We start from the raw sequence: 25,791 nt of genomic DNA, 5'->3' as shown, positions 1-25,791 counted from the left end.
AGATGCGCATAGCCCATGTCGCGCCGCTCTACGAAGCCGTGCCGCCGAAACTTTACGGCGGCACGGAACGGATCGTCTTCTACATCACCCAAGCACTCGTCGAGCTCGGGCATGACGTCACGCTGTTCGCGAGCGGCGACAGCGAAACATCGGCGCGACTGGTGCCAGGTCGCGACCAGGCGATACGCCTCGATCCGCGGCCGAAGAAATCGGAAATCGCCGCGCATCTGGCGATGCTTGCCGATGTGCGCGAACGCGCCGGCGAATTCGACGTCATTCATTTTCATCTCAGCCATTTCCTGCATTTTCCGTTCTTCGAGCAGATCGCGGGTCGCACGGTGACGACGCCGCATGGCAGGCTCGACTATGTCGACCTGGCGCCTGCCTACAAGCGTTTCCCGCGTTTCCCGATGATCTCGATCTCGCACAGCCAGAAGCGCGGTTTGCCGGATGCGAACTGGCTGGCCACGATCCATCACGGACTGCCGCTCGATGCCTACCGGCCGACCTATGAACCACATGGGGAAGAGCCGTATCTCGCCTTCCTCGGCCGCCTGTCGCGCGACAAGCGGCCGGACCGCGCCATCGAGATCGCGCGCCGGTCCGGGTTGAAGCTGAAGCTGGCGGCCAAGATCGGCGACGACGACCGCGCCTATTTCCGCGACAACATCGAGGCGCTCATCGATGGCGACCGCATCGACTATGTCGGCGAAATCACCGAAGATGAGAAGGCCGGGTTTCTCGGCAATGCGGCGGGCCTGCTGTTCCCCATCGACTGGCCGGAGCCGTTCGGCCTCGTCGCGATCGAGGCCATGGCCTGCGGCACGCCGGTGATCGCCTGGGACCAGGGCGCCTTGCCAGAGATCGTCGACGATGGCATCACCGGCTTCGTCGTCGACAATGTCGACGATGCGGTCGCATCGATGCCCGCGCTTCTCGAACTCGACCGGCGGCAGGTGAGGGCGGTCTTCGAGAAAAGGTTCTCGGCGACAAGAATGGCGCGCGACTACCTTTCTGCCTATATGCGTCTGACCGGCATGCCGGAGGCCAGGGCCTCCTGACCTTGACTGCCTAGAGCCGGATGATTTCAGGTCTGTTCGAGCTGAAATCTGAATCCGGCTCCAAATCAAAGAGATAGAGCATGATGTCGTCCGAAAACCGCCTCACACTTTTCGGCATCATGCTCTAGGGTGGGGCAACCGAAGAGGTGACGAATGACGGAGCTCGACGAGCGCAAGCTCGATCCTGCCGTGGCCCTTTCCTCGCTCGACGAGACGGCGCCGCGAGAACCGCACCGGCTTTTTGCCCTCAAGCAGGGCGACTGCTTCGCCGTCGCCGACGCCTATGGCGACATCAGGGGTTCGGGCGACGGGTTCTTCCGCGACGACACGCGCGTGCTGTCCGAATTCCGGCTGACCATCGGCGGCAGGCCGATGTCGCTGCTCGGTGCATCGCTCAGCCAAGACAATGTGCTGTTCACGTCCAACCTGACCAACCTGCCTATTCAAAGCGCTGCCGGCCGCGATATGCCGCAGGGCGCGATCCATATCGAGCGCGTCAGGCTGATCTGGCAGGACAGGCTGTTCGAGCGCATCACGCTTTCCAATTACAGCCGCGAGCATTCCACCATAACCGCCTCGCTGCATTTCGCCGCCGACTTTCGCGACATGTTCGAGGTGCGCGGCTCGACCCGGGTGAAGCGGGGCACCACGCATATCGCCAAGACCGACAAGACCACGGTCCTGCTCGGCTATGACGGCCTGGACGGCTTGCCGCGACTTTCGGCAATCTCCTTTTCGCAGGCGCCAGACCAGTTGAGCGACAATCGCGCCGATTTCCTCATCGCCGTGACCAAGCGCAGCCGAAAGGTGCTTTATGTCGAGGTCGGCCCCGCGATCGCCGACCCGCCCGATCGCGACCGCTTCCGCGCCGCGGCGGCGCGCGCGCGGTTCGGCATGCGCGCCAAGCGCAGGCACGGCGCCACGGTGCACAGCTCGGGGCGCGTGTTCAACGATTGGGTCGAGCGCGCCCGCGCCGACGTGGCGCTGCTTACCACCGAGCTTCCGACCGGCCCCTATCCCTATGCCGGCATCCCATGGTTTTCGACCGCATTCGGGCGCGACGGCGTGATCTCGAGCCTGCAGATGCTTTGGCTCAATCCCGGCCTGGCGCGCGGGGTGCTTGCTTTTCTGGCCGAGCACCAGGCGACCGAAACGTCGCCCTTTTCGGATTCGCAGCCCGGCAAGATCATGCATGAGACGCGCAAGGGCGAGATGGCGGCGCTGCGCGAACTTCCCTTCGGCCGCTATTACGGAGGCGTCGACACCACGCCGCTCTATATCCATCTGGCTTCCGCCTATGCCGACCGCACCGGCGACATGGCCTTCATCGACAAGCTTTGGCCTTCGCTGAAGGCCGCTGCGGAATGGATGGAGGAGGCGGGCCGCGCCACCGGTTTCGTCACTTACCAGCGCGCCGCCGAGTCAGGCCTCGCCAACCAGGGCTGGAAGGACAGTTTCGATTCGGTCTTTCACGCCGATGGCCGCATCCCCAAAGGACCGATCGCGCTGGTCGAGGTGCAGGGCTATGTCTTTGCCGCCTTCCGCGGCATGGCGGCGCTCGCACGCCGCCGCGGCGAATTCGCGGACGCCGAGCATTGGGAAGGCCGCGCCGAGGAAATGCGGATCGCCGTGGAACGCGACTTCTGGCTGGACGACCTGAATTTCTACGCCTTGGCCATCGATGGCGAGGGCCAGCCCTGCAAGGTTCGAACGACAAATGCCGGGCACCTGCTTTTTGTCGGGCTGCCGCAGCCCGACCGCGCCAAGCTGGTCGCCGAGCAGCTGCTGTCGGCCGCCTTCCATTCCGGCTGGGGGCTGCGGACGCTCGCCGACGATGCGGTGTTCTTCAACCCGATGTCCTACCACAACGGCTCGATTTGGCCGCACGACACTGCGCTTTGCGGCGTGGGCCTCGCCCGCTACGGCGAACGCGACAGCGTTGTGCGGCTGATGAGCGGCACTTTCGAATCGGCCGTTCATTTCAATATGCGGCTGCCCGAATTGTTCTGCGGTTTCGCCCGGGCGCCGGGCGAAGCGCCGATCGCCTATCCGGTGGCCTGCCTGCCGCAAGCCTGGTCGGCAGGCTCAACCTTCATGCTGATGCAGGCCTGTCTGGGCCTGGAAATCGATGGCTGGAAAGGCGAATTGCATGTCACGCGCCCGAGGCTGCCGATCGGTATCGACACCCTGATGCTCCGGCATCTGAGTGTCGGGGACAAGGTCGTCGATGTGACCTTCCAGCGGGTCGGCGACCGTGTCGCCGCCTTCCTTTCCGATCGTCATGAAGGCCAGGTGCCGCTTATCGTGCGGACTTAGAAGAAGGCGTCGCAAGCCCGCGTTCAACAACCGAAAAATGTCGGAACCCATGGCCGGCTTGTGCGTTGCACAGGTGGACCGGTCTGCCGTCCGCAGCCGGCAAGAACGAAAATAATGAGCGGACAGCCGGAGGCAGCCTGGCATTTCAATGACACAATATAGCGTTCTGTTACTGGTCCTTATTCTCGCAAGCCTTGGACTTTCCGCATTCGCGATTTTCATTTCGATATCCCGGTACCGCCGCAATCACCCGAGGATTTCGGCTGTGGCAGGCCCCGGCGACGACTTCGCCACAGAGGCCGCGCGCAAGGTGCTGCGCGAATTCGAAAAGAACGGGCAGTCGGTCGACGCGGCCCTGGTCACATGGTCGCCGGAGACGTTGCGCAAGATCCTCGCTGACGAGTTGCCGGATGCGCAGGTCATCATCGTCTCCAATCGCGAGCCTTATATCCACAACGAAACCAGGAACGGCGACGTCGAGCTTGTCGTGCCGGCGAGCGGACTGGTCTCGGCTCTGGAACCGATCACGCGCGCTTGCGCCGGCACCTGGATCGCCTATGGCGGCGGCACTGCCGACCGGACGGTGGTGGACAGGAACGACCGGGTGCAGGTGCCGCCCGGCAATCCTTCCTACACGCTGCGCCGCGTCTGGCTGAGCGACGACGAATATCAGGGCTATTATCTTGGCTTCGCCAATGAGGGCCTGTGGCCGCTCTGCCATATTGCGTTCACGCGCCCGATCTTCCGCGAATCCGACTGGGAGGCCTATGAGGCCGTCAACCGCAAATTCGCCGAGACGGTGGTTGCCGAAGCGCGAAACGAGCGGCCGATCGTGCTGGTCCAGGACTATCACTTCGCGCTTCTGCCGCGCATGATCCGCGAGCGCCTGCCGGAGGCGATCGTCATCACCTTCTGGCACATACCGTGGCCGAACTCGGAAGTGTTCAGCATCTGCCCGTGGCGCGAGCGTATCCTCGACGGCCTGCTCGGCAGCTCGATCGTGGGCTTCCACACCCAGTTCCACGCCAACAACTTCACCGAAAGCGTCGACCGTTTCATGGAAAGCCGGATCGAGCGAGCCGACGCGGCCATTTCCTATGGCGGCCAGGTGACGCTCGTGCATTCCTATCCGATCTCGATCGAGTGGCCGGTCGAGCTGCTGAAAGCTCTTCCAAGCGTCGAGGAGTGCCGGGCGCGCGTGCGCAAGCGGTTCAGAATTCCAGCTGGCGCCAAGCTTTGCGTTGGCGTCGAACGGCTCGACTACACCAAAGGCATCCTCGATCGCTTCCATGCGCTTGAGGAACTGTTCATCCGTCATCCAGAAACGATCGGCAACGTGGTATTTCTGCAGATCGCTGCACCAAGCCGGGGCACGCTGCCTGCCTACAAGCAGCTTCACGAAGAATGCCTGCGCTATGCCGACGAGCTCAATCAGCGCTACGGCAGCAAATCCTATCAGCCGGTCGTCATGGTGGCCGAGCACCATTCGCAAGCCGCGGTCTATGAGCTTTATCGCGCCGCCGACATCTGCCTCGTCACCAGCCTCCATGACGGCATGAATCTCGTCGCCAAGGAGTTCGTGGCGTCGCGCGACGACGAGCAGGGCGTGCTGCTGCTCAGCACCTTCGCGGGCGCCTCGCGCGAATTGCTGGAGGCGCTGATCGTCAATCCGTACGACGCGGCGATGATGAGCGAGGCGATGCTGCAGGCGATGACCATGGGGCCGGACGAGCAGCACGAGCGCATGCGGCGCATGCGCGACATCGTGCGCGACAACAATGTCTATCGCTGGGCCGGCAGCATGCTGCTCGACGCCGCGCGGCTCAGGAAGCGCGGCGACCTCGACCGGGTCACGGCCCTATACGACCGACCGGCAAGTCCCACCGGTGACAATGTCGTTTCCATGTTCGAACGCAAGCAGGCAGTCGGATTCCGATGAATAGTCAAGCAGACCTTACCCCGCCGCTTCCCGAAGGCCGGTGGGCGCTTTTCCTCGACATCGACGGCACCTTACTGGAGCACGCGGCGCATCCCGACAGCGTGTCGGTCAGCGCGGAGTTGCGGCAATTGCTGCAGACGATCGAACGGCGGCTGGACGGAGCGCTCGCCTTCATCACCGGCCGCTCGATCGCGGCCGTGGACCATCTGTTCGATCCCTTGAAGCTCAGGATCGCCGGCCTCTATGGGTTGGAACACAGGCTTGCGCCGGATGGCCGGATCGAGGCCGCCGACGAGCCGGCGGACATGGCGGCGCTCGCCGACGAGATCGAACTGGAGCTGGCAAGCAAGGCCGTCTATGTCGAGCGCAAGGGACCTGTGCTCGCCATCCATACGAGGGCCGCACCCCAGCTTCTGGCACGGGCGACGGAACTGGTCGAGGCAGCGCTTGAGCGCCTGCCCAAAGGTTATCGTGTCATCGCCGGCAATGCCGGCGTCGAGCTGATGCCGCTCGAGGCCGCCAAGGGCGCCGCGATCCGGCGCTTCATGCAGACGGGTCCGTTCAGCGGCAGGCGTCCTGTGTTCCTTGGCGACGACACGTCCGACGAGAACGGCTTCGAAACGGTCAATGCCGCCGGGGGAATTTCGATCCGGGTCAAGCCGCAGGGCGAGACCACCGCGCGCTTCGCCATCGAGGATGTTGCGAGCGCCATTGCCTGGCTCGAGGCCAATTTCGGAGGGCCGGCCACGCAAACGCCAAGGAGCGATCTCGTCGCTTAGGCAGGCGCTGCAGGCCCGTGATCATGGCGATAATCTCGTTCTTATCCGCCTTCTTCGTCTCGCGCACGCCGATCTGCTTGCCGAGCGCTCAAGCTTGGTCGGATCATTAATACGTCAGTTCCTTACCGGTTTTGCCCGAGGCGGGAAACAGGAAGGCACCGCCGGGATCGAAGAATATCTGCCGCCTGCCCAGCGTGGCATCATGCTTTGCCGCTGCCGAAGATGTCGGCCGGATGTCGATTTCTTGTCCGGCGCTCGTGCGCGCCACAATACGCCGGCGCTCGCCGTAGAAGGCGACATCGACGATCTCGACCGCAAGCTCCGCATTGTTGGGCGAGCGCTCCAGGCGAAACGCTTCCGGCCTGATCATCAGTCTGGTTTTCTGTCCGGGCGCGAAGCTGCCATTGGAATTGATGCCGGAGACAAGCGCGCCGTCCGCGAGGCGGATGGTCGAGGCGCCGCCCACAGTTTCCAGATGCTCGGCGGCGAGGAAATTCGAGTTGCCGATGAAGCCGGCAACAAAATCGGTTGCGGGCCTAAGGTAGAGGTCCTCGCCCGTGCCGATCTGTTCGATGCGGCCATCCCGGAAGAGGGCGATGCGGTCCGACAGATGCAACGCTTCTTCCTGATCGTGGGTGACATAAAGGATGGTGACGCCGGTTTCGCGATGGATGCGGCGGATCTCGGCCTGGATCTCCTCGCGCAGCTTCTTGTCCAGTGCCGACAATGGTTCGTCCATCAGCAGGATCGGCGGATCATACGCCAGCGCACGGGCAAGCGCGACGCGCTGCTGCTGACCGCCCGAGAGAGCCGCGGGCAGACGCTCGGCGAAGCTTTCCAGCCGCACCAGGGAGAGCATGTCGGCGACCTTGCGCCTGACCTCGGTCTCAGGCCGGCGGCGGACGCGAAGCGGGAAGGCGACGTTTTCGGCGACGCTCAGATGCGGGAACAGCGTGTAGCGCTGAAAAACCATGCCGATGTTGCGCTTGTGCGAAGGCACTGAAAGCAGCGACTTGCCCTGCAGCAGCACGTCGCCGGAGGTCGGATCCTGGAAGCCGGCGATGGCATAGAGCGTGGTCGACTTGCCGGAACCGGACGGCCCGAGGAAGGTCAGGAATTCGCCCTTCGGAATATCCAGCGTCAAATCATGAACGGCGGTGAAGGCACCGAACGCCTTGCGCAATTTGCGGATCGAGAGAAAGGGTTGGGTCATGTCTGCAGCTTTCGGCGCAAGAGTGCCGTTACGATCATCAGGGCCAGCGTGAGCGCGACCAGCAGACTGGAGGCGGCGGCGATGACGGGGGTGAGGTCGGAGCGGAGACTCCCCCAGATCTTGACCGGCAAGGTCTGCAAAGTGGGGCTCGCCATGAAGATCGCCACCACCACCTCGTCCCATGAAGCCAGGAAGGAAAAGATCGCGGCGGAGAAGATGCCGATGCGGATCGACGGCAGAGTGATCCTGAGCTTGGCCTGCAGCGGGCTGGCGCCGCAGACGATGGCCGCATCCTCGATCGACTTGTCGAAGCCTTCCAGAGCGGTCGCGATCGGAATGATCGCGAAGGGCAGCGCCAATACGGTGTGGGCGACGACGAAGCCGATGGTGGTGCCGCCGAGGCCAAGCCGCAGGAAGAAGGCGTAGATGGCGATGGCGAAAACGACAACCGGCAGCACCATTGGCGTGAGCAGCAGCCCGCGCAGGACTTCGCGGCCGCGGAACGTGCCGCGAACCAGCGCGAAGGAGGCGAGCAGGCCGATGGTGACGGCCAGGATAGCGGTCATCGTGGCGATGCGGGCGCTCGTCAGCGCGGCCTCGATCCACGACGGATCTGCAAACAGTTCCTGATACCATTTCAATGTCCAGCCGGGCGGCGGGAAGGCAAGCCAGCGTGACGAGCCGAAGGACAGCAGCACGATGAACACCACGGGTAGCAGCAGGAAGGCGGCGACCAGCGCGGTGAAGGCGAGCAGTGCTGCCTTCAACCAGCCGAGGCGGTCATAGTCGAGCAGCATCTCAGGTGCCTCCCGCCGCGCGTTTTGACCCGACCAGGCGCAGCTGCAATGCATAAAGCGCCATGGTGACGACGAGCAGGATGAAGGCGGCAGCACTCCCCAGGCCCCAGTTGAGCAGTGACTGGATCATCTGCGCGATCATTTCAGCGAGCATCATGTTCGACGTGCCGCCGAGCAGCGCCGGCGTGACGAAATAGCCGAGCGACATGACGAAGACCATCAGGCCGCCGGCGGCGATGCCGGGCAGAGACAGCGGCAACAGGATGCGCCTGAAGGCGGCGAGCGGGCTGGCACCACAAAGGGCGGCTGCGCGCAAAGTCATCGGATCGATGGCGCGCAAGGTGCCGACCAGCGGCAGGATCATGAAGGGCAGCATGATGTAGACCATGCCGATGGTGACGCCGGTGAGATTGTTGATCAGCGGCAGTGGCTGATCGATTATGCCGGCGCCCATCAGCGCCCGGTTGATGACGCCGGTGCGCTGCAAGAGCACCATCCAGGCATAGGTGCGGGTCAAGAGGTTCGTCCACATCGAAAGGATGATGATGCCGAACAGGATCGAGCCGAGCGCCGGCGGCATGATCGCCAGCATCCAGGCGACCGGAAAACCGACGGCCACGGTGACGACGGTGACGACAAAGGCGACGAGGAAAGTGTTGAAGAACACCCGCGCATAGGTGCCGTCGCCCAGCAGCGCCGCATAGTTCTGAAGGCCTGGAGCGGGGTCGGTGACGCTGCGCAGCAGGAGCGCCAGCACCGGCACTCCGAAAAAGAGCCCGATCAGGATCAACGCCGGAAGCAGGCCGCCGAGGCCTGCCGGTATTCGAGGGCTTGCGACCCCTTGCTGTGCTTCCACCGACATGACGGTAATCCCGGATTGGGATCGGGACGGCGAGCGCCGTCCCGATCCTTGTCACGAAAGGACGGCGTCTACTTTGCCTGCCAGGCGTACCAGCGTGTGGCGATCTCGTCGCGATGCTCGGCCCAGTAGTTCATGTCGAGATTGATCTGTCCGTCGACATGCGCGTCGGGCAAGCCCTTGACCACGTCGGCGGGCATTTCGGCCTTGGCCTTGGTATTGATCGGCGCGTAGCCGCTCGCCTCGGCAAATTTCGCCTGGCCGGTCGGGCTGGTCGCGGCGGCGAGGAACTTCATGGCGCCGTCCTTGTTCTTGGCGCCCTTCGGCACCACCAAGACGTCGGCGGCGGTGAGGTTCTGGTTCCAGGACACGCCGATATCGGCGCCGTCCTTCTCGAGCGCGAAGACGCGGCCGTTCCAGAGCTGGCCGAAGGCGGCCTCGCCGGAGGCGATCAGCTGCTGCGATTCGGCGCCGCCGCCCCACCAGACGATGTCCGACTTGATGGTGTCGAGCTTCTTGAAGGCGCGGTCGAGGTCGAGCGGATAGAGCTTGTCGGCCGGCACGCCGTCGGCGAGCAGCGCGATCTCGATCACGCCCGGCGCCGACCATTTGTAAAAGGTGCGCTTGCCCGGAAACTTCTTGGTGTCGAACATGTCCGCCCAGCTTGCCGGCTCACCGGAGACGGCGCCCTTGTTCCAGGCGAGCACGAAGGAATAGTAAAAGCTGCCGACGGCGTTCTCATTGCTGAAGCGGGGGTCGAGATCGGCCTTCGGCACGACGGCGAAGTCGATCGGCTCGAGCAACCCGTCCTTGGCCGCCTTGATGGCGAAATCCATCTCGACGTCGACGACGTCCCAGGTGACGTTCTTGGCGTCGACCATCGCCTTCAACTTGCCGTAGTCGGTCGGTCCGTCCTGCAGCACCTTGATGCCCGAAGAGGCGATGAACGGCTCGGCCCAGGATTTGGTCTGGGCTTCCTGCGTCGTCCCGCCCCAGCTGGTAAACACCATTTCATCGGCCTTTGCGGCCGTGGTCGCCATCAACCCGGCAAAGACGCCGGCGAAAATCAGTTTCATGTCGTTCTCCTCTGATTGGTTGTTCCGTTTCTTGTTCTTGTCGGCACCCTTGCCATGCCGTCTCAGCGCATGACGAAGGGATCGGGAATCGGGTCGTCCGAGGTGCGGATCCACACCGATTTCGAGCGCGTGTAATCGCGCATGGCGTCGAGGCCGCCTTCGCGGCCGAGGCCGGAAAGGCCGTAGCCGCCGAACGGAACCAGCGGCGAGACGGCGCGGTAAGTGTTGACCCAGACGACGCCGGCATGGATGCCGCGCGCCATGCGATGCGCCTTGGCGAGATTCGAGGTGAAGACGCCGGAAGCGAGCCCGAATTGCGTGTCGTTGGCTAAAGCCAGCGCTTCAGCCTCGCTGTCGAAGGCAAGCACGCTCAGCACCGGACCGAACAGCTCTTCGCGCACGCAGGCGAGAGCCTGGTCCTGCGCCTCTATGATGGTCGGCGCGTAGTAGTATCCGTCAGCCTTGCCCTTCGGCCGCGCGCCGCCGGTGACCAGTCGGCCGCCTGCAGCCACGCTCTCCGCCACGATTGCCTCGATCCTTTCGCGCTGGCGCGAGGTCGCCAGTGGGCCCATCTCGGTCGCGGGATCCTGCGGGTCGCCGATGACGATGGCTTCCGCCTTGTGCTTCAGCCGCGCGAGGAATTCGTCCTTGACCGAGCGCTCGACCAGCAGCCGCGAGCCCGCGACGCAGCTCTGGCCGGTGGCCGCGAAGATGCCGGCGACGACCGCATTGGCGGCGCTGTCGAGATCGGCGTCGGCGAAGGCGACGACCGGGCTTTTGCCACCGAGCTCGAGCGTGGTGTAGGCGAGATTCTCGGCGGTGTTGGCGACGATCCGCCGGGCGGTCGAAGGGCCGCCGGTGAAGGCGACACGGGCGACGAGCGGATGGCTGGTCAGGCGGTGTCCGCAATCATGGCCGAAGCCGGTGAGGATGTTGACCGCGCCGGCTGGAAAGCCGGCTTCGCTAACCAACTCCGCGAAAGCGAGCAGCGGCGCCGGCCCATCCTCGGAGGCCTTGAGCACGACGGTGCAGCCGGCGGCCAGCGCCGGGCCGAGCTTGACCGCCGACAGGAAGAGTTGCGAGTTCCAGGGTACGACGGCGGCAACGACGCCGATCGGCGCGGGCCGCACCGTCACTTCCATGTCAGCCTTGTCGATCGGGATGAAGGCACCTTCGTGCTTGTCGGCCAGTCCGCCATAATAGCGGTAGTAATCGCCGACATAGGCGATCTGTGCGCGCGTCTCGCGGATGATCTTGCCGGTGTCGCGCGTTTCAAGCTCGGCGAGACGGCCGGCATTGGCGGCGACGAGATCGCCGAGATTCACCAGCAGTTTTCCACGCGCCGTTGCGGTCAGCGTCGACCATGGGCCGGAGCGCAACGCCCGGTGCGCGGCCTCCACCGCGCGGTCGACATCGGCAACGGAAGCGGCGGGCATCGTCGCCCAGGGCAGGCCCGTCGACGGATCGATGCTGTCGAAAGTGGAGGACGCCTCGGCGAACTGGCCGTCTATGTAGTTCCTGAAGGCGGTGCTGCTCATCGCGACCCCATCTCCTGGAAGGCCGGCATCACCTTGTCGATGAACAGCCGCAGCGACTTCTTCTTGCGCTCATGCGAGAGGCCGCTGTCGATCCAGATCGAGTACTGGTCATAGCCTTGCGCCTCGTAGCTCTTCAGCCTCGCGATCACCTCGTCGGCCTCGCCGATGACGAGGTTCTGCCGGATCTTGTCGGGCGCGTATTGGGGCATCGCCGCGATCTCATCCTCGGTCAGTTGCTCGAGAACGCCCTGGCGGACGGGTTTCTTGTTCTGGAACCAGGCGCCGAACTGGCAGTAGAACTGCGAGAGGTCCCGGGTCAGGCGGTCGGCGTCGGCGGCGTCCTCGGCGACGAACGTGTGCATCAGGAGCATGATCTGTGGCCGCGCTATGTCCGGATGCGCCTGGCATGCGGCATTGAAGCGTTCCATCAGGCTTGCGACCTCGCCGTCGCCGGAGGCCAGCGGCGTCACCTGGACTTGGCATTGGTTGGCCACTGCGAAGTCGTGGGAGTTCGGATCGCGCGCGGCCACCCAGATCGGCGGGTAGGGTTTTTGCAAAGGCTTGGGCGAGGAGGTCGTCGGCGGGAACTGCCAGAACTCGCCGGAATGCTCGTAATCGCCGTCCCAGAGGCCGCGGATCGCCGGTATGATCTCGCGCATGCGCTGGCCGGCGCCCCAGGCATCCAGCCCCGGGAAGACGCGCTGATACTCGTAGCTGTAGGCGCCGCGGGCGATGCCCAGATCCAGCCGGCCGCCGGTGATAACATCGGCCATCGCCGCTTCGCCGGCGAGTTTGATCGGGTGCCAGAAGGGGGCGATGATCGTGCCAGTGCCGAGACGGATAGTATTCGTCTTTGCGGCGAGATAGGCGATGTTGATGAACGGGTTCGGCGAGATGGTGAATTCCATCCCGTGATGCTCGCCGATCCAGGCGGTCTCGAAGCCGGCCTGCTCCGCCAACAGAACCAGTTCTTCCAGTTCAGCCAGCAATTCGGAATGCGGCTTGGCGAGATCCGAGCGCTCCATATGGACGAAAAGCGAAAACTTCATCGATCTCACCGCTGGCCGGATTGGATTGGGCCGGAATGGATTGGCGCCGACGGCGCCGGCTTGGCAAGCGGCCGGACCTCGCCTTCGACCTCGTTTCCGACATAGACGCCGAAAGTGTCCTCGGCGCGCTCGCGCGCATAGCGGGCGAGCATCGAGCTGACAGCCGGGTCGGCGATCTTCAATTCGGAGATGCGTTCGATTTCGACAAACCGGATCTGGCCGTCGCCGTAGACGGGGGCGTCCACAGTCCCGCGATAATAGACGTGCGTGCGTGCGGCGTCCGCCGCGTCATCCCACACTGCGTAGAGGAAGCCGAGCTCGGCATCGATCGCCTTGGCGGCAAGTTTTCCCCTGAGGCTGCGAGCATCGTTCGCGGCACCGAGGCCGCGGCCGGCCGGCAATTGGTAGGATCCCTCGGCGGTCTCGAAAAAGAGGACGCGGCCTTCGTTCTCGAGGATCGCGCCGACCTCGGTTCCGGGCGGAGCGGCGGCCGCCAACGCCTCCTGGCTCAGGCCCGGCGTGACATAGGCGCCGCGGCAATAGCCGAGCGGCTGGGCGCCATTGTGGCTGAAGTCATGGACGCGGCCGATGAGGATCGAATGGTCGCCGGCATCGACCAATTGCTCCATACCGCAATCGAACACCGCGACCGATCCCCCGATCAGCGGATTGCCGGTCTGTCCGGACTGCCATGCCACGGAGGCGAATTTATCCGCGGCCTTCGAGGCGAAGATGCCGGATGCGGATTTCTGGGCTTCCGACAGGATGTTGACGGCAAAGCCCCTGGAGGTCGAGAAGACTTGATGCCCCAGAGCCTTCTTGGCGATGCAGACCAGCACCAGCGGTGGCTCGAGCGAGACGGAGGTGAAGGAGTTGGCGGTGAAGCCGCGCGGATCGCCAGACTCGTCGATCGTGGTGACGATGGTAACGCCGGTCAGGAAGGAGCCAAGTGCGCGCCGGAACTCCATGGCGTCGAATGCCGGACCGGCCTCCGCGCCTGCGGAAGCACTCGACGCCTCGTCGAGAAAGTTCATTATCCGTTGAGTCACTTTTTGCGGCGAAGCGATTGCCATCATGTGCTTTTCGCCATTCAGCACCAAGCACCGCCCCGCCGGCGCGAGCCGCGCCATCGCCGCCGACATGGCGGGTGTCGAGTTGCGATCCTCCGAGCCGGTCATGAACAGCGCGGGTGCGGCAAGGTCGGCTAGGTGATCGGCGTGCGCGGTATCGGCGCTGGCAAAGAGGCGGTAGGTGCGGGCATAGCCTTGCCGATCGACGCCTTCGAGCGCCGCGCGGGCCGTCGCGGCCGCGTCCGAAAGAGCCGGCGGGATCGGATCGCCGAACCAGCGGGCGATCGTGGCGGCGATGGCCGATGGGTCGCCGGGTCCGCCAAGCGCTGCCGCCCGTTCGCGCACCGCCTGCGCGAGCTCCGGCGGGCGCCGGAAAACGGCGTTGAGGCAGATGAGGGCGCTGATGCGCGACGGGGCGCGAAGCGCGATTTCCTGTGCGACAAGCGCGCCCATCGAGTGGCCGATGACAGCGACGCGGGCAAGGCCGAGATGATCAAGCAGGCGGATCGCCTGATCGGCGAAGTCCGACAGGCGGGCGTTCTCCGGCGGCAGGGGCGAAGAACCGTGGCCGAGTATGTCGATGGCGATCACGTCGAAGCGGTCCTGCATCGCGGCGATCTGGGGCTGCCAGATCGCGGCATCCATGCCGACGCCGTGGATGAGCAGGACCGGCGCGCCCGAACCGGCGCGGATGAAGCCGGTGCCGTCGGGCGCCTTGCTGCGGATCGTCGCGGCGTCAGCCATGCAGATCTCCGAGCTCCTTCAGATCCTGGTAGCGGTCGCCGATCCGGTGATGCGGGCGGCCGCCGATGGACGCGCCGAGCGCCACCACCAGCTCGTCCGGCGCGGGCGCGTCGCCGATCTGGAAATGCACGGTCAGGTAATGCGAGCGGCGGCCTTCGTCGTTCTTGTCCATCAGCGGGATCATGATCGGCGTGTTCGGACCGCCACGCAGATTGGTGAAGGCGAGATAGGTCTTGGCGCCGACGGCGCGGCGATAGTGGTTGCCGAAATGCAGCGTGTGGATCAGCGCCGACGCATGCTCGACCTCACCCGACGTGCCGCAAATGGCGGCCTTGCCATAGCCTTCGATCGCCTCGCCCGAACCCGCCACGCCGATGATCTCATTGGTCAGCATTTCGCCGAGCACCGGCGCGTAAGCGCGGATCTCGGGCGAGAGATCCTCGGTGAAACCGCGGCCTGCCCACGGATTGGTGAGCACCGCGGCGACGCCGATAAGACGCAGCGGCCGCGGGGCCGTCTTGCCGCCCTCGATCAGGGTGTTCTCGGTATAGGTCACGATCTTGCGGATGGCCGGCTGCATGAAATTCCTCGGGATGGAGCACCTCGCGGCAGCACCAATTTCTGTATCATCTTATGGTATACCATGCTATGGAGTGCCGGGCGCCTTGTCAACCGGTCATGGAATCTGTTTTTGTGATGAGGCTAGGGATTAGGAAAATGGCTGCCGACACACTTCGCATCGACCGCTCCGCCAAGACGTTGAGGACACTGGCGCTGGAGCGCATGCGCGAGGCGATCATGGATTTTCATTTCCAGCCCGGCGAAAGGCTGGTCGAGCGGCCGTTATGCGATCAGCTCGGGGTCAGCCGTTCGGTTGTGCGCGAGGTGTTGCGGCAGCTGGAGACCGAAGGCCTGGTGCAGATGATACCTGGGCACGGGCCAGCCGTGGCGAAGCCCGATCTTGGCCGGACCGACGAGATCTACGAGTTGCGCGCGCTGCTGGAGGGCATCGCGGCGAAGGCCTGCGCCACGTCGGCCACGGACGGTCAGATCGCCTTGCTTGATGCGGCGCTGGCGAAGCTGCTCGAGGCGTGGGCGTCAGGCGTGCCGGCCGAGGTGATGCGGGCGACGGCGAGCTTCTACGAAGTGCTGTTCGAAGCCGCCGACAAGCGCATCGCCTGGGAGATCGTCACCGGCCTCAATGTCCGCATCAACCAGCTGCGTTCGATGACGATCCTGTCGCAGAACCGCCGCGAGCCTGCGATCGCCGAAATGCATGCGATCATGGATGCGATCCGCTCACGCAAGCCGGAAGCGGCGGAGGCGGCGGCGCGGCGGCATGTGGAGACGGCCTGGCAAATCGCGCGCGACGCGCTTCGGCTGGGGTCCCTCTGATATCCAACTTTAAACGACCTTAAGGTGATGGGCGCTAGATGCGTTGAATGTCCCGGAGGTTTCGAGTCCGTGTTGTCGGACGTGGTTTGTTCGTGTCTTAGTGAATGCCGACTTTCTACTACGGTCGGGCGTTGGTGCGATCTATATCGCCTTCAATTCGCCGTATCGGCCTTGAGAGAGTTGCCTGTACGGATAGTGTGCCTCATAATAACTTAACCAACTGACCTGCTGTGAAAATTTGGAGAGCGAAGGGCGCTCCTATTTTGCCAGGCTCAGCGAATCGATTGGATTTTGAAGAATCTCTATTTTCCTGCATGGAATATTTTATATGGTAAAAATCGCAATTTTCAGTATGGAAGTACGTTAAGTTGGTGATGTGCTATGTTTTCTATTTTATTTCTCGTAATACATTCACCGTATTTCTTATAATTTCCGCCCTCGTTTTGCTTTGTATATGGATCGCTTGGTCCCTGCAGTCCTTATTTCTCCCGGTTATCTTCAGTAATCCGCCTACTCTTTCTGATCGAGGGCAATGGGGCGATTCTTTCGGCGCCCTAAACGCCCTGCTTTCAGCCTTGGCATTTGTTGGCGTGATTGCCACCCTGTGGATGCAACAGCGGCAGATTCGTGATGCTCAGCATGATCAACATATTCAACGCTTTGAGAGTTCCTTTTTTGAATTGATTCGACTTTTTCGAGAGGCCAGAGACGCTGTTCAATTTCGTTACACGGAAGATTATTCCATTTTGAATAATGTTACCGGTAAAAATAATTCTCTGTCTTCTGGGTTGGAGGCAATAAGGCGAGCAAATTTTGAGATTATTTGGAGAATAAGAAGGAATACGTCGTTAAATTCAGCCCCTGACAGAATTCGAGATATTTATGAAACTTCAGTTTTCAAGCGATATGAGAGTACAACGAGCCCATATTTTCGTTTATTGTATACAATACTTTTCCGTATAAAAGAGGATAAGGTAATTTCGGCTGAAGAAAAGAGACGATATGCCAATTTGTTTAGGAGTCAACTCTCGTCCCACGAGGTGGCGCTCGCTGGATTCAATGGTCTCAGCCCCGTCTCGAAGGACCTTGGTTTGCTAATAGAAGAGTTTCGGCTGCTGAAATACTTACCTGATGAGTTTGGCCGTTCATTTTTGGCGGGTTGTTATTCGTCTCAAGCATTTGCAGACCGACCCGATTGATCGGCTGATCCCTGGCCGACGGATCAATGCGGTGATCCATATCAGTTCCTGTCGACCGGCTTGGAGCGCATGCGCGAAACCGTCTCGCGCTCGGCGCGCTTGGAGCGCAGCGGCGGCAGGCCGCGGTCGATAAGGTCCATGTCCTCCAGCACCATGTCGCCCATGCGCTTGAAGGCGATATCGAGCGCGCCGGCGCGATGGGCCGAACGCAGGAAGCCGGGTAGGGTGCGGACGGGATGGTCCTTTGCCAGCGGCTCCTCCGGGAAGACGTCGCTCGCGGCGACGATGTGGCCGCTCTTCACCGCTTGCATCAATGCCGGGAAATCTACGACTCCGGCGCGGCTGAGCAGGATGAAGGCCGCGCCCTTGCGCATCCGGGCAAAGGCGTCGGCGCCCAGGAAACCTTCATTCTCGCTGGTGACGGAAGCAACGACGAAGACGAAATCGCTTTGGGACAGCACCTCGTCCAGCGAGGCGGGCTCGACGCCATTGTCGACCAGGATCGACGGCGGCAGCCACGGATCATAGACCTTGATGCGGGTGCGAAAACCGGTCAGCAGGCGGTTGAGCGCGCGGCCGAGGTCGCCGAAGCCGATGATGCCCACATCGGCGCCGGAGAGAAGCCGCGCGGTCTGGTTGCCGTCGCCGCCCCACAGTTCCTTGCCCTGCCGGAAGGCGAGATCGGCGTCGACGATGTCGCGCGCGAGGTTCAGCGCCATGGCGAGGCCAAGCTCCGCCACCGGTTCGGCAAAAACCAGCCCGGTGGTGACGACATGGATGCCGCGCGCGAACAGCGTCTCATAGGGCATGTTGTTGAGGAGGTTGGTCTCGACGTTGAAGACGCAGCGCAGCGCCTTCAGCTTTTCCAGCGTTTCGGATGAAATCGGTGGCTGACCGATGATATAGCGCGCCTCGGCCAAAGTTTCGGCGGGTAGGGCGGAAACGTCTTCCGGCGTGGTCTCGACAATGCGATAGTGGCTGCGCAGGCGCGCCAGTTGCGGCGGCGTGAAGATCAGGTCGAGCGTGCGCGGTTCGGGTGCGCTGATCACCAGCGGCAAGGTGTTGTCGGACATGTTTTCCTCCCGGGACACGATTGGATCGCGTCAATCACTTCTTTCCAGTCTTACTCCCGGTGAAACGATTTACAAGAACGAAAAATCGATTTATCGAATGGAATGGCGAGGTGGCTGATCGGCTGCCTGTCCTCGGGAGGAAGTCAATGGCGCAACCGGAAGCCCGGCAAAGGCGTCCGTCGATCCATGACGTGGCAAGCCATGCCGGCGTGTCCGCGGCCACCGTCTCCAAGGTGCTGGCCGGTGTCACCACGGTGAAGCCTGAAAACGCGCAGCGCGTCTTCGATGCCGTAGAACGCCTGGGCTACCGCGTCGATCCATTGGCGTCCGACATGCGCAGGGCCAAGCGCCGCATCATCGGCGCCATCATGCCCGAGTTCGAAAGCGAGTTCTTCGGCCAGATGGTCACCGAGCTCGAAGGCCTTGCCGAGCAGCGCGGCTACACGTTGGTCGCCGCATCGAGCCGTGAATCGGAGGCGCGCGAGAAGGAAATCCTTGCCCGCATGCATGACTGGCGTGTTGCCGGAGTCGTGCTGGCACCTGTGCGCAACGAGCATGGTCCGGCGGCCGCCTTCATGAAAACCCACGGGATGACCGGCGTGCTGATCGACCGCGTCTTGTCCGACGACGCTTTCGACACGGTGTCGGCCGACAGCGCTGCAGCCAGCGCCGAGGTCGCGCGGATGCTGATCGGCAATGGGCACAGTCATATCCTGGTCATCGGCCTTGCGGAGCAGGCGGCGACGGTGCGCGCGCGCCTGGAAGGTTTTCGCAGCCAGGCGCTGGCGCTCAACCCATCGGTGCGCATCGACGTCATCACCTCGGAAGTCAGCGTCGCGCCGCTGCGATCCTCGCTGCGCGATTACTTTGCCAGGGGAGAGCGGCCGACCGCCGTCTATTCGCTGCTTTTGAAGGGCACGCTCGTCGCACTGTCCGAATTCCGCCGGCGCGGCTGGCATTGCCCGAACGACATCTCGCTGGTCGGCTTCGACGATGCGGAGTGGATGCAGGTGACATGGCCGGCGATCGCCGCCGTGGTGCAGCCGGTGCACCGGATTGCCAGCGAGGCGATGAACCTTTTGTTTCGCAGGGTCGAGGGTGATGTGGGACCACCCACGGCGCGGCTCGAGCCCTGCCAGGTGTTGATGCGGGAATCCGTTGGCTCGCCAGGCAGCGGTCCGCATTCCGGGGGAGGAGACCGACAACAGCCCCCATTGTCGTGAGCGGAAGCATGCGCCGGCCCTGGCCGTGGCATCCGGCGCCAAGGATCAACGGAGGATAGAATGATATCGCATTTCCCAAGGATAAATCGATTTACCCTTGCCGTGGGCGTCGCACTTGCGTTTTCCGCCGTCGGCGTTGCCAAGGCCGAGGACGGCGAATATGGCGTGCTGATGAAGACACTGGCCAACCCGTTCTGGGGCGCGATGGCGCAGGGCGTCGCGGACGGCGCCAAGGAAGCCGGGGTTAAGTATTTCCAGCAGGCGGCCGAGAGCGATCAGGCAGCCGAGCCGCAGTTGAACCTCTGCAACACCATGCTTGAGCGCAAGCCGGTGGCGATGATCACCGCCGCCATCAACTCGACCAACCTTTTGCCTTGCCTGAAGTCGGCGCAGGACGCCGGCATCAAGATCGTCGACCTCGACAACAATCTCGACCAGGCGGTGCTCGACAAGGAAGGCGTCAAGGTCACCTTCCATATCGGCTCCGACAACATCGCCGCCGGCGCGCAGGGCGCGGAGTATCTCGCCAACAAGCTCGGCAAGGACGCCAAGGGTCCGGTGCTGGTGATCGAAGGCCTGTCAGGCAACATCACCGGCGAGAAGCGTGCCAAGGGTTTTGCCGACAAGCTGAAGGAGCTGGCGCCCGGCCTCGAAATCGTCGCTTCGCTGCCGGGCGACTGGGACCGCGGCAAGGCCGCTTCGATCGCCACCGACACGCTGACCGCGCATCCTGATCTCGTCGCCATCTTCTGCGCCAATGACGGCATGGCGCTGGGTGCAGTCGAGTCTGTCTATGCGGCGGGCAAGGGTTCGCAGGTGACGATCATCGGCGTCGACGGCAATGTCGATGCGGTGAAATCGATCAAGGAAGGCCGCCTTAATGCCTCTGTCGCGCAGCTTCCCTATCTGGTCGGCAAGCAGGCGGTGGAGAACGTCAAGAAGGCGCTCGGCGGCGAGAAGGTTCCGGAAAGCATTGCCGTGCCGACTTTGGTGCTGACCAAGGACGTGCTCGACGCCGGCAAGGAGCCGATGCTGCAATATGTGAAGTGAGGAAGGAAGGGAGTAGGGGAGTAAGGCAGTAGGGGAGTAGGGGAGCGCGGTTTGTGCTTCGCCCATCTTTCCCTACTCCTCTATTAACCTACTCCCCTACTCCCTTACCCGAAGGGTAGAAAAAATGGCTTCTGAACAGCCCGGCTTCTGGGCTCGGGTGCAGCGAGCATCCGTCGAAAGGCTCCACATCCGGCTGGAGTCGCTGGTGGTGCTTCTGGCGCTGAGCACGGCAATGGCGCTCCTGTCGCCCTATTTCCTGTCGCTCAGCAATTTCCTCAACATCCTGCTCGCGACCTCGACGATCGGCGTGCTGGCCATCGCCGCCACTTTCGTCATCGGTTCGGGCGGGCTCGATCTGTCGCTCGGCTCGGTCATGGGGCTTGCGGGCGTCGCAGGCGCCTTCGTCGCCGTCAATCTCGGCTGGCCGTCGGTCTTCGCAGTGATCGCCTGCATCTTGGCCGGCGGGATCGCCGGCTACATCAACGGCCAGCTGGTCACCCGCGCCTTCGTGCCGGCCTTCATCGTAACGCTCGGCATGCTAGGCCTGGCGCGCGGTCTGGCGCTGGTCATCTCGAAGGGCAGGGCGATCTACGGCCTGCCGCCCGAGATCGTCTATGTCGGGCAGGGGCGGCCGTTCGGCGTTCCGATGCCGGTGATCATCCTGGTGCTGACTGCCATCGTCGCGCATGCAGTGCTTGCCTATACGCGTTTCGGCCGCCACACGCTGGCGCTGGGAGATAGCGAAGGTGCTGCGCGAGCCGCGGGCATCCGCGTCGAGCATCACCGCCGCATCATCTACACGCTGTCGGGGGCGCTGGCGGGGCTCGCCGGCTTGCTCTTCACCGCCCGCGTCAACGCCGGCGACCCGACCGCCGGCATCAACTACGAGCTCACCGCCATCACGGCGGCGATCATCGGCGGCACCAATCTGTTCGGCGGCCGCGCCTCGATCCTCGGCACCATGATCGGCGCGCTGATCATGGGCGTCTTGCAGAACGGGCTGACGCTGCTTGCCGTGCAATCCTATTACCAGCAGATGGCGATCGGCGCGGTGCTGATCCTCGCGGTCTTCATCGACCAATACCAGGTGCGGAAGGAGTCGCGCGTATGACCCTGCTTTCGCTGCGCGGCATCCGCAAAAGCTTCGGCGCGGTCGATGTTTTGCATGGCGTCGACCTTTCGGTCGCGGCCGGCGAGGTGGTCGGACTGGTCGGCGACAATGGCGCCGGCAAGTCGACGCTGATGAAGACCATCACCGGCATCTACCGTGCCGACACCGGCTCGATCGAGTTCGACGGCAAGGATATCCTGGCGCTGGACCCCGGTCAGCGGCGGCGCCTCGGCATCGAAATGATCTACCAGGATCTTTCTCTAGCCAAGCAACAGGACGTGGCGTCGAACATCTTCCTCGGTCGCGAACCGACGAAAAGGCTGTTCGGCCTGTTCCCCGGCTTCGTCGACAAAAGCGAGATGGATCGCCAAGCGTCGAAAATGATCGAGCGGTTGGGCGCGCATCTGCCGTCGATAAACCGGTCGGTCGGTTCGTTCTCCGGCGGCCAGCAGCAGACGGTGGCGATCGCGCGCGCGCTCACCTTCAATCCGAAGCTCGTCATCATGGATGAACCGACTGCGGCGCTTGCCGTGCGCGAGGTGCAGAGCGTGCTCGATCTCATCCGGCGGCTGAAGTCCGAAGGCATCGCCGTCATCCTGATCTCGCACCGCCTGAACGACGTGCTGTCGGTCACCGACCGCATTGTCGTGCTGCGCCACGGCAGGGCGGACGCCGATCTCGTCACCGCCAGGACCAACATGAACGAAGTCGTCAGCCGCATCGTCGGCGGCGGCGATACGGCCGCAGCGGCGGCGCATGAGCAACGAGGCTGACATGAACACCTTCGGACTACACACTTTCGCCATCGCACCGGTCTGGGACCTCGCCCGCATCGAGCCGCAGATGGACAGGCTCAAGGAATGCGGCATCGGGCTGATGGAGATCCCTTTGCTTCGGCCTGAGGAGATCGACACCAAGCGGACGCGCAGCTTTGCCAATCACTATCGTGTTGAACTGGTCCCCTCGCTCGGCCTGCCGCGCGCGCTCGATGTGGTCGAACGGCCGGACGAGGCGCTGGATTTCCTCGAACCGGCTTTCCGGGTCTGCAATGAGGTCGGCGCGGAAGCGCTCGGCGGCGTCACCTACGGCACGATCGGCAAGACCACCGGCCGCGCGCCGACGCAAAGGGAAATCGACGGTATGTGCCGTTTCCTCGAACGCGCGGCGAAGGCGGCGAAGTCGCGCGGCCTGAAGCTCGGCATCGAGCCCTGCAACCGCTATGAGACACACCTGATCAACCGCGGCATCGACGCGGCAAAGATCATCGAGCGCATCGGCGCGCCCAACATCTTCATTCATCTCGACACCTACCACATGCATATCGAGGAAGAGAGCTTTGCTTCCGGTTTTGAGGCGGCGGCGCCCTATCTCGGCTATGTGCATGTGTCGGAAGCCAACCGCGGCGTGCCGGGGCGTGGCATGCTGAACTGGGCGGCCTGCATGAAGGCCATCGCCGACATCGGCTATCAGGGCGCGATCACGCTCGAAAGCATGAACCATGTCGATGTCGACATCGCCGGCGGGCTCGCCGTGTGGCGGCCGGTGGCCGAGAATCCGCGCGACGTCATCGAGGTCGGACTGCCGTTCTTGCGCGAGGAGGCGAGGAAGGCCGGGCTGACGCTCGGATAGACAGCAAGCTCCGGCACAGGGAGCCCGCCGAAGCAACCCTGGACGGTTTCGATTTACCGAACCAAATAGCTGGTGCAATGTGGCTTTGGAGGATCGAAATCGTGCCATTCGTCAGCATAGGCGGCGTCACGCTGCATCACCGCTACATCGAGGCGACGGGCACGTCGCGTCCGATCATCTTCATCAATTCGCTCGGCACCGACTTCCGGATCTGGGACGATGTCGTCGCGCGTCTTGAAGGCGAAATGCCGATGCTCGTCTACGACAAGCGCGGTCACGGGCTGTCAGACATAGGCAATGGGGTGCATTCGATAGACGACCATGTCGACGACCTCCTGGGTCTCATCGATCATTTCGGTTTCGACAAGGTGGTGCTCTTCGGCCTGTCCGTCGGCGGCATGATTGCGCAGCGGCTCTATACCCGCCATCCAAAGTGCGTCGAGGCCCTGATCCTCAGCGACACGGCGCACAAGATCGGCACCGCCGAGAGCTGGAACACGCGCATCGCGACCGTCGAGCGCGACGGCATAGAGGCGATCGCCGACGGCGTGCTGGAAGTGTGGTTCACGCCGAATTTCCATGCAGCGCGCGCCGCCGAGCTGGCCGGCTGCCGCAACATGCTGACCAGGCAGGCGCTGCCTGGTTATATCGGGACATGCGCGGCAGTGCGCGATGCCGATCTTACCGACGCGGCGCGGCGTATCACTGCGCCGACGCTCTGCATCGTCGGCGATCAGGACGGCTCGACGCCACCCGACCTTGTTCGCTCACTGGCAGATCTGATCCCCGGCGCCCGCTTCGAACTCATCCGCGATGCCGCGCACATCCCGTGCATCGAGCAGCCCGAAGCGCTCGTCACCTTGATCCGCGATTTCGTCGCCTCGTTGCCTGGGGGAAGGTCTGCTCATGGATGATGTCACGAAGAACCGCTACCGGACCGGGCTCGAGGTCCGTCGCACCGTGCTCGGCGATCCGCATGTCGACCGCGCCGAGGATGCCGCGACCGATTTCGACCGGCCGTTCCAGCAATTGATCACCGAGGCTGCCTGGGGAACGGTGTGGGCGCGACCCGGCTGGTCGAAGCGCGAACGCTCGATCGTGACGCTGGCGCTGCTTGCAGCACTTGGCCATGACGAGGAGGTCGCCATGCATGTGCGGGCCACCGCCAATACCGGCGCCTCGCGCGACGACATCTGCGAAGCCTTCCTGCATGTCGCGATCTATGCCGGGGTTCCGGCCGCCAACCGCGCCTTCAAGATCGCCAAGGAGGTGTTTGCGCAGATGGACGGCGCCGCTCATGGCTGAGACCGGCTCCAACCAGGCGCCGGAAACCGGCGCCTTCTTCCAGCGCGACCGCCAATGGCATCCGCCGGCGTTGACACCGAACTACAAAAGCTCGGTGCTGCGCTCGCCGCAGAAGGCATTGGTGTCGTTCGACAACACGCTGTCGGAATCGACCGGCCGGGTGTTCGGGCATGCGATGCTCGGCGAGCTCGATAACGACCTGATCCACAATTTCGCCAGACCCGGCGAGAGCGCCATCGGCGAGCGCATCATCGTCCATGGACGCGTGCTCGACGAGCGGGGCAAGGGCGTGCCTGGCGTGCTGCTCGAATTCTGGCAGGCCAATGCCGGCGGCCGCTACCGTCACAAGAAGGACGCCTATCTCGCGCCGCTCGATCCGAATTTCGGCGGCTGCGGACGCGCGATTACCGGCGAGGACGGCAGCTACGCCTTGCGCACCATCAGGCCCGGACCGTATCCTTGGCCCAACGGACCGAACGACTGGCGGCCGGCGCATATCCATTTTTCCGTGTTCGGCCACAGTTTCGCGCAGCGGCTGATCACGCAGATGTATTTCGAGGGCGATCCGTTGATCTGGCGCTGCCCGATCGTCGGCGGTATTTCCAACAGGGAAGCTATCGAGGCGCTGATCGCCGCGCTCGACATGCAGTCGACGATCGCGATGGATGCGCTCGCCTACAAGTTCGACATCGTGCTGCGCGGGCGACGCTCGACATTGTTCGAGAACAGACCGGAGGGCAACTGATGGCACAATCGCTTGATCGGTTGAAGGAGAGCCCTTCGCAGACCGCCGGGCCCTATGTGCATATCGGGCTCACGCCCAATTTCTGCGGCATCGGCGGCGTCTATGCGAGCGACCTCGGCTCGTCGATGATCAACGACCAGACCAAGGGCGAGCGCATCGAGTTGCGCATTCGCGTGCTCGACGGCACCGGCACGCCGCTGAGGGAGGCGCTGGTCGAGATCTGGCAAGCGGACGCCAACGGACTTTACAATTCGCCGGCGGAGATGCGCGGCGCCGCCGACCCGAATTTCCTGGGATGGGGCCGGCAGCCGACCGACACGGAAACGGGCGTCTGTCTGTTCCAGACGATCAAGCCGGGCCGCGTGCCGTTGCGCGACGGCCGGCTGATGGCGCCCCACATCTCGCTTTGGATCGCGGCGCGCGGCATCAATGTGGGCCTGCACACCAGGCTCTATTTTTCGGACGAGGAAAAGGCCAATGCCGAGGACCCGATCCTCGCCCGCATCGAGCATCGCCTGCGTGTGCCGACGCTGATCGCCGAGCGCCGGGGCGATACTTACGTCTTCGACATCCACCTGCAGGGCGAAAAGGAGACGGTCTTCTTCGACAGCTGACCGTGG

Annotated in this window: 24 protein-coding genes; 15 read left to right on the top strand and 9 right to left on the bottom strand. The window is 63.4% G+C overall.

The genetic code is table 11. From position 1 onward, the window contains the following. Positions 1-2: 2 nt before the first annotated feature. The 4 genes from LB535_RS17205 to otsB all read left to right on the top strand — a co-directional run bounded on the left by LB535_RS17205 (position 3) and on the right by otsB (position 6,095). Entirely contained in the window at positions 3-1,061 is a 1,059-nt protein-coding gene (locus LB535_RS17205) for a glycosyltransferase family 4 protein (protein ID WP_224633057.1), read from the top strand. Positions 1,062-1,214: 153 nt separating this feature from the next. Next, positions 1,215-3,377, top strand: a complete 2,163-nt coding sequence (locus LB535_RS17200) for an amylo-alpha-1,6-glucosidase (protein WP_224633056.1) — start codon at positions 1,215-1,217, stop codon at positions 3,375-3,377. Positions 3,378-3,525: 148 nt separating this feature from the next. Next, positions 3,526-5,316, top strand: coding sequence for a trehalose-6-phosphate synthase (locus LB535_RS17195; RefSeq protein WP_224633055.1), 1,791 nt, complete (start codon positions 3,526-3,528; stop codon positions 5,314-5,316). Continuing rightward, positions 5,313-6,095, top strand: a complete 783-nt coding sequence (otsB, locus tag LB535_RS17190; RefSeq protein ID WP_224544938.1) for a trehalose-phosphatase — start codon at positions 5,313-5,315, stop codon at positions 6,093-6,095. The genes LB535_RS17195 and otsB overlap by 4 nt, the downstream gene beginning before the upstream one ends. 106 nt (positions 6,096-6,201) lie before the next feature. On the opposite strand, the gene LB535_RS17185 is transcribed toward otsB, so the two are convergent. From LB535_RS17185 to LB535_RS17150, 8 genes are all read right to left on the bottom strand, one after another. Next, positions 6,202-7,308: an ABC transporter ATP-binding protein gene (locus LB535_RS17185; protein ID WP_224633054.1), complete on the bottom strand. Its 1,107-nt coding sequence runs from the start codon at positions 7,306-7,308 to the stop codon at positions 6,202-6,204. Continuing rightward, on the bottom strand, positions 7,305-8,105 hold the full coding sequence (locus tag LB535_RS17180) for an ABC transporter permease (RefSeq protein ID WP_140838974.1): 801 nt from the start codon (positions 8,103-8,105) through the stop codon (positions 7,305-7,307). Before LB535_RS17180 ends, LB535_RS17185 begins: the two co-directional genes overlap by 4 nt. Before the next feature lies 1 nt (position 8,106). Next, on the bottom strand, positions 8,107-8,967 hold the full coding sequence (locus tag LB535_RS17175; protein ID WP_140838972.1) for an ABC transporter permease: 861 nt from the start codon (positions 8,965-8,967) through the stop codon (positions 8,107-8,109). A 68-nt stretch (positions 8,968-9,035) separates the two neighbouring features. Beyond that, the gene (locus LB535_RS17170) at positions 9,036-10,040 is read right to left on the bottom strand and encodes an ABC transporter substrate-binding protein (RefSeq protein WP_224633053.1); all 1,005 of its coding nucleotides are present in this window, start codon (positions 10,038-10,040) and stop codon (positions 9,036-9,038) included. 62 nt (positions 10,041-10,102) lie between these two features. Next, entirely contained in the window at positions 10,103-11,578 is a 1,476-nt protein-coding gene (locus LB535_RS17165) for an aldehyde dehydrogenase (RefSeq protein ID WP_224633052.1), read from the bottom strand. Then, complete coding sequence (locus LB535_RS17160; protein WP_224633051.1) at positions 11,575-12,627, bottom strand: LLM class flavin-dependent oxidoreductase; 1,053 nt, start codon at positions 12,625-12,627, stop codon at positions 11,575-11,577. Before LB535_RS17160 ends, LB535_RS17165 begins: the two co-directional genes overlap by 4 nt. Positions 12,628-12,632: 5 nt before the next feature. Beyond that, positions 12,633-14,441 (bottom strand): alpha/beta fold hydrolase, encoded by a 1,809-nt coding sequence (locus LB535_RS17155; protein ID WP_224633050.1) that lies wholly within the window; start codon positions 14,439-14,441, stop codon positions 12,633-12,635. Continuing rightward, the gene (locus tag LB535_RS17150; protein WP_224633049.1) at positions 14,434-15,021 is read right to left on the bottom strand and encodes an amino acid synthesis family protein; all 588 of its coding nucleotides are present in this window, start codon (positions 15,019-15,021) and stop codon (positions 14,434-14,436) included. The genes LB535_RS17155 and LB535_RS17150 overlap by 8 nt, the downstream gene beginning before the upstream one ends. 137 nt (positions 15,022-15,158) lie before the next feature. Here LB535_RS17150 and LB535_RS17145 point away from each other — a divergent pair, with 137 nt between their 5' ends. Together LB535_RS17145 and LB535_RS17140 are read left to right on the top strand one after the other, a co-directional pair. Continuing rightward, complete coding sequence (locus LB535_RS17145; RefSeq protein ID WP_224633048.1) at positions 15,159-15,836, top strand: GntR family transcriptional regulator; 678 nt, start codon at positions 15,159-15,161, stop codon at positions 15,834-15,836. A 374-nt stretch (positions 15,837-16,210) separates the two neighbouring features. Next, entirely contained in the window at positions 16,211-17,035 is an 825-nt protein-coding gene (locus LB535_RS17140; protein WP_224633047.1) for a putative phage abortive infection protein, read from the top strand. A gap of 41 nt (positions 17,036-17,076) precedes the next feature. Here the strand turns inward: LB535_RS17140 and LB535_RS17135 are convergent, their stop codons facing one another. Then, a complete protein-coding gene (locus tag LB535_RS17135; RefSeq protein WP_224633046.1) occupies positions 17,077-18,108 on the bottom strand; it encodes a hydroxyacid dehydrogenase in 1,032 nt (343 codons plus the stop codon). Between the two features lie 146 nt (positions 18,109-18,254). Between LB535_RS17135 and LB535_RS17130 the strand changes: the two genes are divergently transcribed. From LB535_RS17130 to pcaG, 9 genes are all read left to right on the top strand, one after another. Next, positions 18,255-19,331 (top strand): LacI family DNA-binding transcriptional regulator, encoded by a 1,077-nt coding sequence (locus LB535_RS17130; RefSeq protein ID WP_224633045.1) that lies wholly within the window; start codon positions 18,255-18,257, stop codon positions 19,329-19,331. Positions 19,332-19,433: 102 nt separating this feature from the next. Beyond that, entirely contained in the window at positions 19,434-20,381 is a 948-nt protein-coding gene (locus LB535_RS17125; protein WP_224633044.1) for a substrate-binding domain-containing protein, read from the top strand. Positions 20,382-20,505: 124 nt separating this feature from the next. Then, the gene (locus tag LB535_RS17120; RefSeq protein WP_224633043.1) at positions 20,506-21,492 is read left to right on the top strand and encodes an ABC transporter permease; all 987 of its coding nucleotides are present in this window, start codon (positions 20,506-20,508) and stop codon (positions 21,490-21,492) included. Further along, positions 21,489-22,265, top strand: a complete 777-nt coding sequence (locus LB535_RS17115; protein ID WP_224633042.1) for an ATP-binding cassette domain-containing protein — start codon at positions 21,489-21,491, stop codon at positions 22,263-22,265. Before LB535_RS17120 ends, LB535_RS17115 begins: the two co-directional genes overlap by 4 nt. Then, a complete protein-coding gene (locus LB535_RS17110; protein WP_224633041.1) occupies positions 22,249-23,121 on the top strand; it encodes a sugar phosphate isomerase/epimerase family protein in 873 nt (290 codons plus the stop codon). Before LB535_RS17115 ends, LB535_RS17110 begins: the two co-directional genes overlap by 17 nt. A 101-nt stretch (positions 23,122-23,222) precedes the next feature. After that, positions 23,223-24,035, top strand: a complete 813-nt coding sequence (pcaD, locus tag LB535_RS17105; RefSeq protein WP_224633040.1) for a 3-oxoadipate enol-lactonase — start codon at positions 23,223-23,225, stop codon at positions 24,033-24,035. Continuing rightward, positions 24,028-24,426, top strand: a complete 399-nt coding sequence (gene pcaC, locus LB535_RS17100; protein ID WP_224633039.1) for a 4-carboxymuconolactone decarboxylase — start codon at positions 24,028-24,030, stop codon at positions 24,424-24,426. The genes pcaD and pcaC overlap by 8 nt, the downstream gene beginning before the upstream one ends. Beyond that, positions 24,419-25,171 carry a protocatechuate 3,4-dioxygenase subunit beta gene (gene pcaH, locus LB535_RS17095; protein WP_224633038.1) on the top strand — a complete coding sequence of 251 codons (753 nt, stop codon included), beginning with the start codon at positions 24,419-24,421 and terminating at the stop codon, positions 25,169-25,171. Before pcaC ends, pcaH begins: the two co-directional genes overlap by 8 nt. Then, entirely contained in the window at positions 25,171-25,785 is a 615-nt protein-coding gene (gene pcaG / locus LB535_RS17090; RefSeq protein ID WP_224633037.1) for a protocatechuate 3,4-dioxygenase subunit alpha, read from the top strand. Before pcaH ends, pcaG begins: the two co-directional genes overlap by 1 nt. The last annotated feature ends 6 nt before the right edge of the window (positions 25,786-25,791 follow it).

The organism is Mesorhizobium sp. CA10 (assembly GCF_020165285.1).
In the GTDB taxonomy this organism is placed as follows: Bacteria; Pseudomonadota; Alphaproteobacteria; order Rhizobiales; family Rhizobiaceae; genus Mesorhizobium.
The sequence above is the reverse complement of the archived record's forward strand: the minus strand, read 5'-3'. Positions and strand labels throughout refer to the sequence as shown.